The organism is Listeria goaensis, from assembly GCF_900186125.1.
Lineage (GTDB): Bacteria > Bacillota > Bacilli > Lactobacillales > Listeriaceae > Listeria > Listeria goaensis.
Window position 1 is genome coordinate 159,234 of sequence record NZ_FYBQ01000003.1, and the last position, 12,705, is coordinate 171,938.

At 39.2% G+C, this 12,705-nt stretch carries 17 protein-coding genes; 4 read left to right on the forward strand and 13 right to left on the reverse strand.

Features of this window, described 5'->3' with window-relative positions; all coding sequences use genetic code 11:
- Positions 1-321 precede the first annotated feature (321 nt).
- The 10 genes from CFT42_RS05440 to CFT42_RS05485 form a co-directional block, all read right to left on the reverse strand.
- The gene (locus CFT42_RS05440; protein WP_088815590.1) at positions 322-882 is read right to left on the reverse strand and encodes an RNA 2'-phosphotransferase; all 561 of its coding nucleotides are present in this window, start codon (positions 880-882) and stop codon (positions 322-324) included.
- A complete protein-coding gene (locus tag CFT42_RS05445; protein ID WP_369821478.1) occupies positions 875-1,219 on the reverse strand; it encodes a hypothetical protein in 345 nt (114 codons plus the stop codon). The genes CFT42_RS05440 and CFT42_RS05445 overlap by 8 nt, the downstream gene beginning before the upstream one ends.
- Positions 1,220-1,629: 410 nt before the next feature.
- Positions 1,630-2,109, reverse strand: coding sequence for a type II toxin-antitoxin system death-on-curing family toxin (locus CFT42_RS05450; RefSeq protein ID WP_088815592.1), 480 nt, complete (start codon positions 2,107-2,109; stop codon positions 1,630-1,632).
- The gene (locus CFT42_RS05455) at positions 2,102-2,500 is read right to left on the reverse strand and encodes a hypothetical protein (RefSeq protein WP_088815593.1); all 399 of its coding nucleotides are present in this window, start codon (positions 2,498-2,500) and stop codon (positions 2,102-2,104) included. Before CFT42_RS05455 ends, CFT42_RS05450 begins: the two co-directional genes overlap by 8 nt.
- Positions 2,463-4,091 (reverse strand): hypothetical protein, encoded by a 1,629-nt coding sequence (locus CFT42_RS05460; RefSeq protein WP_088815594.1) that lies wholly within the window; start codon positions 4,089-4,091, stop codon positions 2,463-2,465. The genes CFT42_RS05455 and CFT42_RS05460 overlap by 38 nt, the downstream gene beginning before the upstream one ends.
- Positions 4,088-4,435: a hypothetical protein gene (locus CFT42_RS05465; RefSeq protein WP_088815595.1), complete on the reverse strand. Its 348-nt coding sequence runs from the start codon at positions 4,433-4,435 to the stop codon at positions 4,088-4,090. The genes CFT42_RS05460 and CFT42_RS05465 overlap by 4 nt, the downstream gene beginning before the upstream one ends.
- A complete protein-coding gene (locus CFT42_RS05470; RefSeq protein ID WP_088815596.1) occupies positions 4,436-5,128 on the reverse strand; it encodes a DUF5081 family protein in 693 nt (230 codons plus the stop codon).
- Positions 5,125-5,424, reverse strand: coding sequence for a WXG100 family type VII secretion target (locus tag CFT42_RS05475; protein WP_088815597.1), 300 nt, complete (start codon positions 5,422-5,424; stop codon positions 5,125-5,127). Before CFT42_RS05475 ends, CFT42_RS05470 begins: the two co-directional genes overlap by 4 nt.
- Positions 5,417-5,812, reverse strand: coding sequence for a chorismate synthase (locus CFT42_RS05480; RefSeq protein ID WP_088815598.1), 396 nt, complete (start codon positions 5,810-5,812; stop codon positions 5,417-5,419). The genes CFT42_RS05475 and CFT42_RS05480 overlap by 8 nt, the downstream gene beginning before the upstream one ends.
- 159 nt (positions 5,813-5,971) lie before the next feature.
- A complete protein-coding gene (locus CFT42_RS05485; protein ID WP_088810361.1) occupies positions 5,972-6,730 on the reverse strand; it encodes a MurR/RpiR family transcriptional regulator in 759 nt (252 codons plus the stop codon).
- A gap of 190 nt (positions 6,731-6,920) precedes the next feature.
- Here CFT42_RS05485 and CFT42_RS05490 point away from each other — a divergent pair, with 190 nt between their 5' ends.
- The gene (locus CFT42_RS05490; RefSeq protein ID WP_088810360.1) at positions 6,921-8,237 is read left to right on the forward strand and encodes a 6-phospho-beta-glucosidase; all 1,317 of its coding nucleotides are present in this window, start codon (positions 6,921-6,923) and stop codon (positions 8,235-8,237) included.
- Positions 8,238-8,277: 40 nt separating this feature from the next.
- Here the strand turns inward: CFT42_RS05490 and pgmB are convergent, their stop codons facing one another.
- Both pgmB and CFT42_RS05500 read right to left on the reverse strand, forming a co-directional pair.
- A complete protein-coding gene (pgmB, locus tag CFT42_RS05495; protein WP_088815599.1) occupies positions 8,278-8,919 on the reverse strand; it encodes a beta-phosphoglucomutase in 642 nt (213 codons plus the stop codon).
- Positions 8,920-9,152: 233 nt separating this feature from the next.
- A complete protein-coding gene (locus CFT42_RS05500) occupies positions 9,153-9,584 on the reverse strand; it encodes a universal stress protein (protein WP_088810358.1) in 432 nt (143 codons plus the stop codon).
- A gap of 148 nt (positions 9,585-9,732) precedes the next feature.
- On the opposite strand from CFT42_RS05500, the gene CFT42_RS05505 reads away from it, so the two are divergent.
- Positions 9,733-10,185 carry a MarR family winged helix-turn-helix transcriptional regulator gene (locus CFT42_RS05505; protein ID WP_088810357.1) on the forward strand — a complete coding sequence of 151 codons (453 nt, stop codon included), beginning with the start codon at positions 9,733-9,735 and terminating at the stop codon, positions 10,183-10,185.
- A gap of 10 nt (positions 10,186-10,195) precedes the next feature.
- A complete protein-coding gene (locus CFT42_RS05510) occupies positions 10,196-10,555 on the forward strand; it encodes a Lin0512 family protein (protein ID WP_088810356.1) in 360 nt (119 codons plus the stop codon).
- A gap of 37 nt (positions 10,556-10,592) precedes the next feature.
- Here CFT42_RS05510 and CFT42_RS05515 read toward each other — a convergent pair whose 3' ends face one another.
- A complete protein-coding gene (locus CFT42_RS05515; RefSeq protein ID WP_088810355.1) occupies positions 10,593-10,973 on the reverse strand; it encodes a VOC family protein in 381 nt (126 codons plus the stop codon).
- Between the two features lie 242 nt (positions 10,974-11,215).
- Between CFT42_RS05515 and CFT42_RS05520 the strand changes: the two genes are divergently transcribed.
- A complete protein-coding gene (locus CFT42_RS05520; protein WP_088810354.1) occupies positions 11,216-12,697 on the forward strand; it encodes a C1 family peptidase in 1,482 nt (493 codons plus the stop codon).
- Positions 12,698-12,705 lie beyond the last annotated feature (8 nt).

Here is a 12,705-nt window from a genome sequence, read left to right on the forward strand (position 1 = left end):
TGGGTAATTCAGATATTAATTATCTAGATATTTTGGTGAGTAATTTCTTTGATTGGCTGCTTGTTTTCTGTTTGGATCATTTGTTTCACTCCTTCAATTTTTTAATACACAAAAAAACGGTATCAGTGATTTGTTCCTCACTAATACCGTTTCAATAACTTTCCTATTTTCTAACTAAAATCATTGTACACCCATGTCCTTTGAATTTTTGTACAATACATACAGTTTGCTTTTGTTAGCTATTGGCAACTTGATTAGTGAGTGTATACCTTACTATCAAGGCTTTACTATCCGACGCCAATCAGATAGTAAAGTGCCTTTTTATTTTGTGTTATATACCTCTATGAATTCTGATGGAATGCTGTCTGCCAGCCAAACCTTTTCATTTCCCAAATAAAATCTTATTCCTTTTGCTCTAGCATTTTCTGTATTAATCACTAAAATAATCGGGTTTTTATCTTTTCTTTTTCCTACTAAATTAGCTGTCTCTATATCCTCGGATAGATGAACATATTGTCGAGACATTGGAGATAAACCGTTTTTTTCAATTTTAGATGAAAAATTATGTGCAGTTCCATGATACAGAACTTTAGGAGGAATAGCTTCTTCTTTTACTATTTTCATTGGAACAGAGTGTCCATACAATGCTCGAATACTATCTTCTTTGATTTCATGCCTCTTTTTTTCTGATTTTTCAATCATTACTTTTAAATCATCAAATTCTACATTTTGCCATTCGGTTGACTGACGTAATGCTTGTAATAATTGGTCAATTGGCACCCAACCATTTCTATCCAGTTCTAACTCATATTCCCATGAAGCATGGCGTAATGCATAAGAAATTTCTTTACTCAATTTTGTATAATTTATTTCATTAGACAATTTCTTCCTCCCGATTATATTCAATCATTGTTTTAACAGCAGATTCTATCCACTCCCATAAATCCTCAAATTCGCCTCTTTGTTCAAAACCTTCCGTAGTGAAATCATGAATTAATTGAATTTTACTTCCTTTACCAATTTCAAAACAAGCAGTATCATCATTGTCAGCCCTCTTAGCAAATGGAATCAACTTTCGATTTGGATACCTCTCTCGCATGCCATTATAAATACTTGAAGCTTGTTCTTTTTCCATCAAAAACCAAATGTCAAAATTTACTAATCCTAAATCTATAAGTTTTTCATATGATTCGGGATATTCAAAATTAATTTCATCCATATAAAAATTGCCCAAATTAACCACCTAAACTTTCTATTTCATTTTTTCTAAATCAAATGACCCCATTGGATTATTATTTCTGAAACTAGCTTTTTGTTTCCCAATTCTCAAATCAGTAGCTTCTCCCCATGTCTTAGGGATTCCTTTAGGTGTTGTAAACCTTCCAACCATATCTGATGGTAAAAGGTCATCGTATACATTTTCTAACTAGAATGATTATACACTTAATAAACTCCCAAAAAGACTAGTAAAGTCCTTTGAATTTTTGTACAATAAATACAGCTTGCTGTTGTTAGCTATTGGCAACTTAATTAGCAAACATATACTCTTTAATCAAGGCTCTATCATTTGACTGGTAATCAAGTTATAGAGCGCCTTTTTTTATTTAGTTTTTTATCTATGTCTCCTCATTAAGTTTGTGATAACTTAACAATCACATCTTGAAAAAAAATATTTTTACTCATTTCTATTTCTAATTGCCTTAAAATTTTTTCGGATGAAATTTGGTGGCTTTTAACAGCATTCGCTTGTAAAATTTCTTTGATTGTTTCCTTTTCTATATGCGATTCCACAATATTTAAAGAAATATCATAAAAGCTAGCATCTATCTTTAAACAATATCCATTTATTCTTAAATAAACATACGTTGTCACTAAGGCAGTACGCTTATTTCCATTATAAAAGCAATGATAATTGGAAAGTGAATACCAGAGGTAAGCTGCTTTATCAAAAATCGTTGGATACAATTCCACACCAAAAACTTCTTGATTCAATGATTGCGAGATTAGTTGAATAGAATTCTTATCTCTGACACCATACATAGGTTTGACAACATTTTCGGTTAATTTCTGCAGAAAGTTATTAATATCAATTATTAACTGCTCATTCATAATTTTTCCTCACAAAATCTTTTATTTCTTTATAAGAATGAAACTTATTATGACTAATTTGCTCCGATTTATCTAGATATATAGTGTAATCTAAATAGTCATCAGAATAATTAATTGATATCATTGCTACAAAATCAGTGTTTACTTCCACTGAATTTTTTATTTTAGAAAACAATTCATTAATTTCGTTAAAATCCACATTACTATGTGTATCTTTTATTATCTTTTGTTCCGTTTCAACTATGGAATTGGTATCTCCACCAGAAATTCTTTCTTTTTTTACAGTATCAAATAACATAACTGTATACTTATTATCATCTCTAACGGAATCATACTTAATTAGAAAATTCGCTTTATTTTCCTTTAAGAATATTTGCAATTTCTGACACATCTTTTAAGTCTCCTGTTCCTATTCTATTTATTAAATCCCATTTTTGAGTATCATTTAAAGGCGATTTTAACCTTAAATCATCTAATAACATATTTAAAGTGTCAAATGCTGTCCGCTTATTTCCATCTACAAATGCATGTTCTGCAATACTTCTTGTTACTGCAGAAGTTTGTGCCCACACATCTTCATAATATGAAGCAGAATTGATGATACTCTCTATTGAATTATTCTGTTCAAGTCCACTAGAATATTTTTTGTTTATATTCCTAATATCATCAGCAATTTCATCCATATTATCAATTAAGTTTCTAGGTGGTTTATTGACATTAACCCCACTGGCTTTCTCTATTATACCATCAGCCCGTTTGCCTCCGCCACCCAAATTTACATCAAACTTCTGCAGCACATCTTTCAGATTCTCTGTCCCTTGAGCGATTTTGGAAGGCGCTTGGTTCGGGATGCCTCCCATGCCAGCTAAGGCTAGATTTTTTCGTGGTGGCAAGTTTAAAGAGCCTTTCATGGCGGTTGCCGTTTGTCCGACCTTGTCCAATCCTTTGATGCCTTTTTGTGTGGCGACCTGTAATGCGTCTTGAGTGGCGGTTTTTAGGCTGACCATCCGCGTTCTCATTTGTGTTTGACCAAGTTTGGCAATATCCCCCACTTGTGTGGGGACATTTTTCACGCCTTGTAAGAGGGCATCACTCACGTTTGCTAAACGACTTCCTGAGCGCATCATTTGTACACCGCCGGTTAGTGCTTTGACGCCTGGAATGACATCCAAAACCGCAAAAGCGCCGCGCTGGGCGCGTTCGGTGGCATCCAGTTCGCGGCCAGTCATCCAGTCTTTGCCTGTCTTCGCCGCGCTTATTTCAAGCGTACCGTAAGCGGCACTTAAAGCTACACCTGCGAGCGGGCAAAATGCGGAAACACCCACGATGACGATAGTGGCGACCACGAGTGTCCAAAATTCTGTCTTCTGTTGTTCATCTTTAATGGACGTGTAGGCGAAAGCACGGGAATTTAACATCGCGGCTTGAAAATCTTGATGGCTGACGTCTTCTCCTTTGTTCGTCTGTTTCCATGCATCATACTGCAGCTTCATTTGGTCGGCATAAAAGGTGTCCCCGCTGAATAAATCCTCGAGGCTCACTTTACTTTTTGGGACCTCTACTTGTTTTTGCGTATAGCTGTTTTCAAATTGTGTGGTTGTCGTGGTGGCTCCAATTCGGTTTTCTGTTGTGAACGTGGTCGCATCTAAGTCGCGCATGCCTGCCACAAAGTCATCTAGCTTTTCATAAAACGGGTGGTCGATCGTGTTGTTTACTATGTCCCCGATTTGGTCGGAAAAACGATAAAGGACGTCAAAATCCTCGAAAATCTCCTGATACTTGGATGTTCGGCTTGTATGGTGAAAGGAAATCACGCCGTCTGTGTCGTAGCGGGCAATGTCGTCTTCGGCTTCTTCCAGATTTTTGGATACTTTTTTTAGTTGGTCGATGGTGCCTTTGCCCCATGCGCCTTTCCCGATAAGGCCGCCGATACTTGTGTGGGCGCGTTCGAAATCGGCTTCTATGTACTGGATGTCTTTCATGCGTCGGGTCCTCCTATTTGAAGCGCCGCAATGACTTTCTCTGCCACCTCTTGATCCGCTTGTACCATCGTGTTTAAGATATCAAACACTAGCGAAGAGGACCGCTCGTAGTGGTCTTTTAATTCCATCACTCGTTCGTTTGCTTCATCGACTTTAGCCATCGCTTTCTTTGCTTCGCCCGCTGTGACATATTTCGTACTCTTTAACTTCGTCACCGCGGGTTGGATGACCGACTCAAATTCATTGGCCATCGCGAGCAGTTCTTTGGCGATATGCGTCATCTCATCAGGATTGATTTCAATCGTACTTGACGCACCCGCTCCACCCATTGTTAGTTGGGCCATCTATAACGCCTCCTTTACAGGGAATTGCAGCTCACGGTAGAGCTCATTCCAAAGCCAGTAACCGCTCACTTGCTTGTAGTCGTCGCGCACAACATCAATAGCGACCAGTTTGTCTTGCCACGCCACCACAAAATATTGCTGGTAAAACGCGGGATTTTCTTCTTCCATCGGCGTCTCTTCCACATGGAAATATTCCATACTGATAAAACGCTCGTCCGGTTCACAGGCTGACACCCTTTTTCTTTCGTCTAAAGTAAGAGGCCGTGTGAGGAATGTCTGCTCCACATTCGGCGTGTCACGTTGTAAGAGCGGGAAATGATTCGTTAAAAGTTGAAGTATCAGAACTTTATCAAGCACCTCAAAACGATAGCTTTTCCCCGCCTCTACTTCGACTAACAGATAGGCATTCTCCGTATCCTCTGCTGAAAAGCCGAACATAAACTGATTCAGACGAACAAATGACGGGCACGCCTGGTAACGCGAAAGCGCGTCCACCACAATAGCCCCGCCATCGGTCATGGCGCCCGTTTCATCCAGAATTTGTTTATCGAGTAAGCGTTCATACGCGCGCTGAAATCCTTCTTCGCCGCGAAGTTGAAACACCTGCCGGTCTGGCAAACCAAAAAGGGTGTCGCCGCCAAAAGCTGAAATCAGTAAAAATAATTCTTCGGTTTGAAACGTATCTGTGCTCATAAGCGTTTCACCTCGCGCACGATGGCTTGTTCCTCATAATCTGCCACATAGTCTTGTAACTTGTTGAGCGCTTTGCGCTGCTTTTTATACTGCGTCTTCACTTCCGCATGGTACTTTTCAATTAATTCCAAATAGGTCAAAAATGCATCGCGTGTCTTGCCGTCCCATTTCGCGCCGTTCACATACGAGATGAGTGATTGACACTGCTTGTGTGTGGCGCTCAGAGACGTTTCCACGATTTTAGCCTGCGCTTTCGCTTCCGCTACTTTGTCTGCGTTGATTTTCACATTAGCCATTTTCTAGTCGCGCCTCCCGTTCTTTTCGTTCTTTTTCCTTTTTCTCTTTTTCCGCAGCGTCCTCGCGAATAGCCTGTGCCTTATAATGCACATATTGATCATACGCGCGCTCTTTCGCCCGAACTAAACTCGCACGCTTCTCTTGTTCCTTGTCCATGAAATTGACTAGTTTTGCCGTCAGCTTCTCCCGCTTGGTATCAAACTCATTCGACGGAATTTTACTGTTAGATAAATTCGGCACGCTACTTTTATAACTCCGGAAAATGCTTTCCGCTTCGTCCATCTGTTGATCATGTTCTTTAATCGCATCTTTTAACAGATCATGTAATTTATCGTAGTCATCCCGTTTTTTCTCGGTTTCAGTTTTCCCCATACCAAATAGTCCCATTTACTTCACCTCAGTTTAAAAGAAAAATGTTTGAATAGCCGCCAACGTAACCGCAGCTATATATGTTTATTACTCTTTTTAGTATACCATGGTTTCGAAATGAAATTGTGACGACTTTATGTACTTTTCGCACACAAACCAAGCTGAGGTGACTTCACCTCAGCTTGGTTTATCTTCCTTATCCAATTGTGTTCTAATTTCACGGGCAACGCATTCGATTGTGTAGAGTGCTGGGAGTTGGGATGTGATGTTTGCATCTTGGTACATTTCTTTGTTGATGTAATAGGAGATGTTTGCGTCGGATAGTCTGGCGATGGTTGATTTGGCGCTGTTTGTGATGGAAACAATTTTGCATTTTTGCGACTTTAATTCATGAATATAGCGAATGATGTCTTCGTTTTCTCCTTCTACCGAAATGGCAACAAGACAAATCTTATCGGAAAGTTTGCTGGAAAGGTGGTAGAAAGGGTGATTGAGTGGGTCTTCGATGTGCAAGGCGAGTGTGAACAGTGACGAGAAATAAAGTGCGCCGTATTCGGCGATAATACCAGATGAACCGATGCCAGCAAAAAGGACTAGCTCCGAATCGCGCAGGACCGACGCCGCACGCGCAACTTGACCTTTAAACTCAGGGGAAGCGGTTCGTTGTAAAAAGTCAATGTAGGTCGTTTCATCTGACATGTCGATGCGTGTGCGTTTTTGTTCCTCGGCGTAAAGCTGCAGTTTGACGCGGAATTCGGAAAAGCCGTTGCATTTGAAACGGCGGCAAAAGCGCAAAATGGTCGTTGTGCTGACATGTGTCGCATCTGCCAAGTCGCGAATGCGCATGTAAACGACTGTGTCGAGATGTGACGTTATATAGTTATAAATATCGAGTTCTGTATCATTTAGTTCGATAGATTGGTCTAAAAAAAGCATTTTAAGCCTCCAACATGATTTTTCTTCATTTTATCATGTAACACCTCGTTACTCAAATGTGACAAATTCCTTTTTGGGAAATGGCTACCCAATTGTTGCAAAAAGCTGGTAATTTACCGTTAATCTTTCTATACTGTAAGTGGAAATAAGAAAGCGTTCACAGATTCTTATAATATTGGAGGAATTAAAAATGGCAAATGGTATTAAAATTGCAACTATTGGTGGCGGCTCAAGCTATACGCCTGAACTAATTGAGGGTTTCATTAAACGTCAAGATGAACTTCCTGTACGTGAAATTTGGCTAGTCGATGTGGAAGCTGGTCGCGAAAAACTGGAAATCGTTGGAAATCTTGCGAAACGTATGGTAAAAAAAGCTGGCGCTAACATTGACATACATTTAACACTTGACCGTGAGGAAGCATTAAAAGACGCTGATTTCGTTACAACGCAATTACGTGTCGGCTTGCTTGATGCGCGTGTTAAAGATGAGCGTATTCCAAACTCGCACGGCGTAGTTGGTCAAGAAACAAATGGTCCTGGTGGAATGTTTAAAGGACTTCGTACCATTCCTGTTATTTTAGATATTTGTCGCGACATGGAACGTTTATGTCCTGACGCTTGGTTGATTAATTTTGCCAACCCTGCTGGAATGGTTACAGAAGCTGTTCTTCGCTACAGCAACCAGAAAAAAGTGGTGGGGCTGTGTAACGGACCAATTGGGATTGAACGAAATATCGCAGAAACTCTTGGTGTGGATCCTTCTGAAATCTACGTAGAATTCGTTGGATTAAATCACATGGTCTTTGCGAAAACTGTTTATCATAACGGAAAAGACGTTACACGTGATGTTGTTTTCAAAATGACAGAAGAAGAGCAAGGTTCTAAGCTTAAAAATATTAATGCGACAGGTTGGGATAAAACTTTCCTTCGTACGTTAAATATGATTCCAATTGATTACTTGCGCTACTACTGGCAAACAAAACAACAATTAGAAGATCAAGCAAAAGCTTATGCCGAACACGGTACACGTGCAGAAGTCGTGAAAAAAGTAGAATCCGAATTATTTGAGCTTTATAAACAAGAAGAGCTCGCTGAAAAGCCAAAACAACTTGAACAACGCGGCGGCGCTTATTACAGTGAAGCAGCATGTAATTTAATCAACTCAATTTACAATGATAAACGCGATATTCAAATTGTCAATACACGCAACAATGGTGCGATTTTAGATATTGACCCTGATTCTGCGGTGGAAACAAATTGCGTAATCACTCGTCAAGGTCCGATTCCTCTAGCAAGCGGCCATTTACCAATCGCTATCAATGGAATCATTCAAGAAATTAAAACGTTTGAACGCTTAACAGCTGAAGCGGCAGTAACTGGAGATTATGACAAAGCACTTCTTGCGATGACCATCAATCCACTTACTCCAAGTGATAGCGAAGCACGCGTTTTACTTGACGAACTTTTAGAAGCGCATAAAGAGTATTTGCCAAACTTTAATAAATAAACATGAAAAAACAGAATGACTCGCTCATTCTGTTTTTTGCTTATAGTGCTAATTGACTTAATTCTTCTGTCGATTGTAAATTGATTTCTGCTTTTTGAAGGCTTTTGTCTGTTCCAATCGAAACGGCTGTCATGCCAGCATTTTGAATCGCTGCAACACCTGCTTCTGCGTCTTCAATGCCAATGCATTCTGTTGCTGTCAGATTTAATCCTTTTATTGCCTCGAGGAAAACTTCTGGATCTGGTTTCGAGCGCGCAATTAGGCTGGCGTCAACTACATAGTCAAATTCTTCTAAAATATGTAAGGAAGTTAAAATGGCTGTCGCATTTTTTGATGCGGAAGCTATCGCTTTTTTGATGCCGTTTTCATTTAATCTTTCCAAAAATGGAAGGACGCCAGGCAAAACGTCATCGGGCGTAATGTTTTGAATTAAGCTGACATAAAAATCATTTTTCCATGCCATTAAATCTTCTTTTTCGGCTACACTAAACGCCGCTTCTTTTCCTCCAAATGTTAAAATTCTTTCGAGTGAATCTTGTCTGCTTACACCTTTTAGTTGTTCATTAAACGTGCGATTGATTTCGATGCCGATTTTGTCGCCAAGTGCTTTCCATGCTTGGTAATGATACTCGGCTGTGTCGGTGATGACACCATCTAAATCAAAAATAACGCCTTTTATCATGAAAAAACTCCTCTCAGTATTTATGGCCTCATTATGATAATAACTGTGAAACGCTTTCATTTCAAGCATTACTTTTTGTTATCGCTAACAAAAGAAGGATAACATTGTAGTTATCCTTCCAACCTGTAGAAATAAGCCAAATAAAATGTAGCGCGCACAATCAGACTGATGGCAAACGGAGCGGAACGCCGGCAAGAACTCCGAAGATTGTCGTTTGTCATCAGTTTAGCTCATTAGCGAGCAATTAATGTGTCAACTGATGCATGACCTAAAATGTAGCTGGAGATGCTGCCTAGCACAATTTTTTCAACGCGATTTAGTCCGGTTGCGCCAACGACAATAAGATCGGCTTCAAATTCTTCTGGCAATTCTTTGGCGAGAATAGTTTTCGGATTGCCGCTCTCCACGTAGGTCGCGATTTCCTGCAAACCTGCTTTTTCGGCTTCTTCGCGGTAACCAGCAATTCGAGCTTTCGCTGCTTGCATCGCTCTTTCTTCGAGTGAGCCGTCATAAGAAATATTAGGAGAAAATGATCGTAAGTCTACTACGCTCGCAATTCCAAGTGTGGCATCGTATTTCCCAGCAAGTTCAAGCGCTTTTTTAAAAGCATGGTCAGCTTGGTCAGAACCGTCAACTCCGACTAATATTCGTTTATAATTTTCCATTGTTTTCCTCTCCTTCTTTAAGAAGCATTATCTACTTCACTTTACCCGTAACCGAAAAACTAAACACTCTTTTGATAAAAAATAAATTTCTTGTTTTTCTAAAAAAGGGTATAATGATGTAAGGGAAATTGAAAAAAGGGGTCAAAATATGGATATTGAAACAAGATTGAACCAACAAATTGCATTATTTTATTTTGGGTATAAATCGTTTACAAATTCTGCTGATGATCTTATCAATAAGCATGATTTAACGCGTTTACACCACCGAATTTTGTTTTTCATTGCTCGTATGCCTGGTATTACGACTGGTGAAATGATTACAATTTTAGAAATTTCCAAACAAGCTTTGCAAAAACCAATTGCTGAGCTGCGCGAAAAGGGCTTGATTCATGTTGGCATCGGGGAGCACGACAAGCGCAAACGGGCACTATTTTTAACGTCAAATGGCATTAGATTGACACACGAACTGGATAAAATACAGCGGAAGCAATTAGCGGAAGCTTTTAAAGCAGCTGGTGATCCTGAGGGGAAGGTTTTTACGGCCGTCTTAAAAGAGTTCGCCAAACACCGCGCTGGTGCCGATTTTATTCAACATTTTTAGGAGTGAGAATATGGAAAAACTACTTTTTATCCAAACAGGTTTTGGGGTTGATGTACACGGTCAAGATGTGACAAAAGCGGCTGTGAGAGCTGTGCGGCATGCGATTTACCATAATTCGATGCCGGGTATTCAAGCGCTCCTGCCTGATGCGGATTTGAACAATATGGTCGTGCACGTGAAGCTCGCTGTGCCGATTGATAAAGAAAGCGTCGATTTCGCCGCAATTAAGGCTCTGATTCCTTACGGCACGGTTCATGTGTCAGTGATGGACGGCGGCATGATAACGACTAGCGGCATTTTTTTAGAAGATAAAGCAGATAAAAATGATTTCATGTATATTGTGAATGCTTCTGTTGAAACTGGATATTGAAAAATAAAAGCCAGCGGGTAAAATCGCTGGCTTTTTGCTATTTATCTTCTAAAATAGCGAAATAATTTTGTTCTGGGTCATGGAAATTAAAAACGCGTCCGAGTGGCGTATCTACTAATTCTCCGACGGGAACGCCGTTTTCTTTGAATGTAGCGTAAGTCGCATCTAGTTCATCCGTATAAAAAAGTAAAGAAGGTGTACCTAAATTCATATCGGGGCTCATTTTCGCGACAGCAATTTTATCTTGCAATACAATGGTTGTGGCTGTTTCTTCATCTGGCGCAATTTCAATCCATTTCTCCGCATCCGTTTCCTTGTTACGTGCGCGAATAATAAAACCTACTTGCTCCGTCCAAAAGCGTGCAACCTCTTCTTGATTTTCAATATATACCATGACTTGACCTAGTTTTTTTATCATCCTTTTGCCCCTTTCAGGTTTTGATTTTATTTTACATGATAGAGTAGCAAGCGGCAAATTTCATATCTTTTTCCAAGAATATACTTTTGTATACTTATCACCTCGATAACAACTTTCAGAATTTTACTCTATATAGTATAATGAAGCGGGAGACTATTTAGATGATTTTTATCTTTTAAATAGAATAAAAAGAAAGGATAAAAAAACAGCTTATATTTTCAACTAAAAAAGGAGGATTTAAAATGAAAAAATTGTTATGTTTGTTAGCGGGAATCAGTTTTATTTTAGCAAGTTTCTTCTTATTCTTACCTGGAAATCAAGTTGATGCAAAGGAGTATCCGGCGGGGGCAACACCAGACCCAACACCAATTTATGAGCAGCCTAAACCAAAGCAATTGCTTCGTACAACCCCTTTGCCGACTAAGTATGACCCGCGTATAAACGGGTTAGATACACCAGTTAAAAATCAACAATCTAGAAATATTTGTTGGTCATTCTCTTCAAATGCATCTATTGAAACAGCTTTGTTAAAGCAGACTGGAACGACGTATGATTTTTCCGAGCTCTATGCTGATTACTACTCGGCAAGAGATGCAGATGGCGTAGATGGAAATAATCCTAAAGCATATAATCGATTTTTAAATACTGGTGCCCAAGAATACAATGTATTTTATGAAGGCATGAATTGGGAATTACCTGTCCTTGAAAGTGAAATGCCATTTGATCAATATGCTACCTATCTACCTTCTTTAAACGTTTTATCTAAAAAACCAGTTGCTCATCAGCAAGGAATGAATAATATTGTGAAGCTCCCAATAACAGCAAGCGAGACTGAGCAAGCACAAAAAGTGAAAAAAATAAAGGAGCATCTTGTGAAAAATGGTGGTCTTACATATCAATGGACTGCAAGCTCTGCTTACAGAAACACATATATGAATCCAACAACAAATGCGATGTATGTACCGAAAGATAACTATACAACCATTTCACATTCTTCTCTCATTGTTGGGTATGATGACACATACAGCAAAGAAAATTTCCGATTGGCGTACCAGCCCCAAAATGACGGCGCTTTCATCGTGAAAAATAGTTGGGGATCAACTTGGGGTGATAAAGGCTACTACTATGTGTCTTATGAAGATGCATATATACTAACTTCTGCTATGTACGGTGCGAAACAAATGGAAACCGTCCAAAACTACGATAATATGTATGCCATGGCACCATTTGCTTCTTTATCCACATATCCTGCAACAGCGAATACGTATATTGCTAATATCTTTGATGCTCCAAAAGATTCAAAAGAAAGCATTGAAGCAATTGCAATTAATACCACACAATACGACACACCTTACGAAATTTATATTAATCCAAACAGCTCTGATAAATCCTTTTCCAACCTAAAACTAGTTGCAAGAGGGGTAAAAACGGACGCTGGTTATGAAACGATTAAATTAAATGAATCTATCCCTATCACAAGTACAGATAAGTATGCGATTGTAATTAAATTCTCGTTACCAAACGGCGTTTCAAAAATGCCAATCCCAATGTTTAAACACGAAGAAGTAAATTATCCGCGTGATTCTGTGAAATCTGGAACAAGTTTTTATTCCACCTCCACAAATCAAGCAAGCATGTCTTGGCGGGAGGCTTCCACACCGAGTAACTGGTCAAGTAATGTAGCTTATAAGTTTTATACCAATGTTTATACGAAAAATTTATAAACCATTAA

Bases quoted from the DNA above. Each gene is read 5' to 3' on its own strand.
- CFT42_RS05520 (WP_088810354.1), top strand. From the start codon at position 11,216: ATGAAAAAATTGTTATGTTTGTTAGCGGGAATCAGTTTTATTTTAGCA.
- CFT42_RS05490 (WP_088810360.1), top strand. From the start codon at position 6,921: ATGGCAAATGGTATTAAAATTGCAACTATTGGTGGCGGCTCAAGCTAT.
- CFT42_RS05515 (WP_088810355.1), bottom strand. From the start codon at position 10,973: ATGATAAAAAAACTAGGTCAAGTCATGGTATATATTGAAAATCAAGAA.
- CFT42_RS05460 (WP_088815594.1), bottom strand. From the start codon at position 4,091: ATGAAAGACATCCAGTACATAGAAGCCGATTTCGAACGCGCCCACACA.
- CFT42_RS05455 (WP_088815593.1), bottom strand. From the start codon at position 2,500: ATGTGTCAGAAATTGCAAATATTCTTAAAGGAAAATAAAGCGAATTTT.
- CFT42_RS05480 (WP_088815598.1), bottom strand. From the start codon at position 5,812: ATGGGACTATTTGGTATGGGGAAAACTGAAACCGAGAAAAAACGGGAT.
- CFT42_RS05475 (WP_088815597.1), bottom strand. From the start codon at position 5,424: ATGGCTAATGTGAAAATCAACGCAGACAAAGTAGCGGAAGCGAAAGCG.
- CFT42_RS05505 (WP_088810357.1), top strand. From the start codon at position 9,733: ATGGATATTGAAACAAGATTGAACCAACAAATTGCATTATTTTATTTT.
- CFT42_RS05465 (WP_088815595.1), bottom strand. From the start codon at position 4,435: ATGGCCCAACTAACAATGGGTGGAGCGGGTGCGTCAAGTACGATTGAA.
- CFT42_RS05445 (WP_369821478.1), bottom strand. From the start codon at position 1,219: ATGGATGAAATTAATTTTGAATATCCCGAATCATATGAAAAACTTATA.
- CFT42_RS05470 (WP_088815596.1), bottom strand. From the start codon at position 5,128: ATGAGCACAGATACGTTTCAAACCGAAGAATTATTTTTACTGATTTCA.
- CFT42_RS05500 (WP_088810358.1), bottom strand. From the start codon at position 9,584: ATGGAAAATTATAAACGAATATTAGTCGGAGTTGACGGTTCTGACCAA.
- CFT42_RS05450 (WP_088815592.1), bottom strand. From the start codon at position 2,109: ATGAATGAGCAGTTAATAATTGATATTAATAACTTTCTGCAGAAATTA.
- pgmB (WP_088815599.1), bottom strand. From the start codon at position 8,919: ATGATAAAAGGCGTTATTTTTGATTTAGATGGTGTCATCACCGACACA.
- CFT42_RS05485 (WP_088810361.1), bottom strand. From the start codon at position 6,730: ATGCTTTTTTTAGACCAATCTATCGAACTAAATGATACAGAACTCGAT.
- CFT42_RS05510 (WP_088810356.1), top strand. From the start codon at position 10,196: ATGGAAAAACTACTTTTTATCCAAACAGGTTTTGGGGTTGATGTACAC.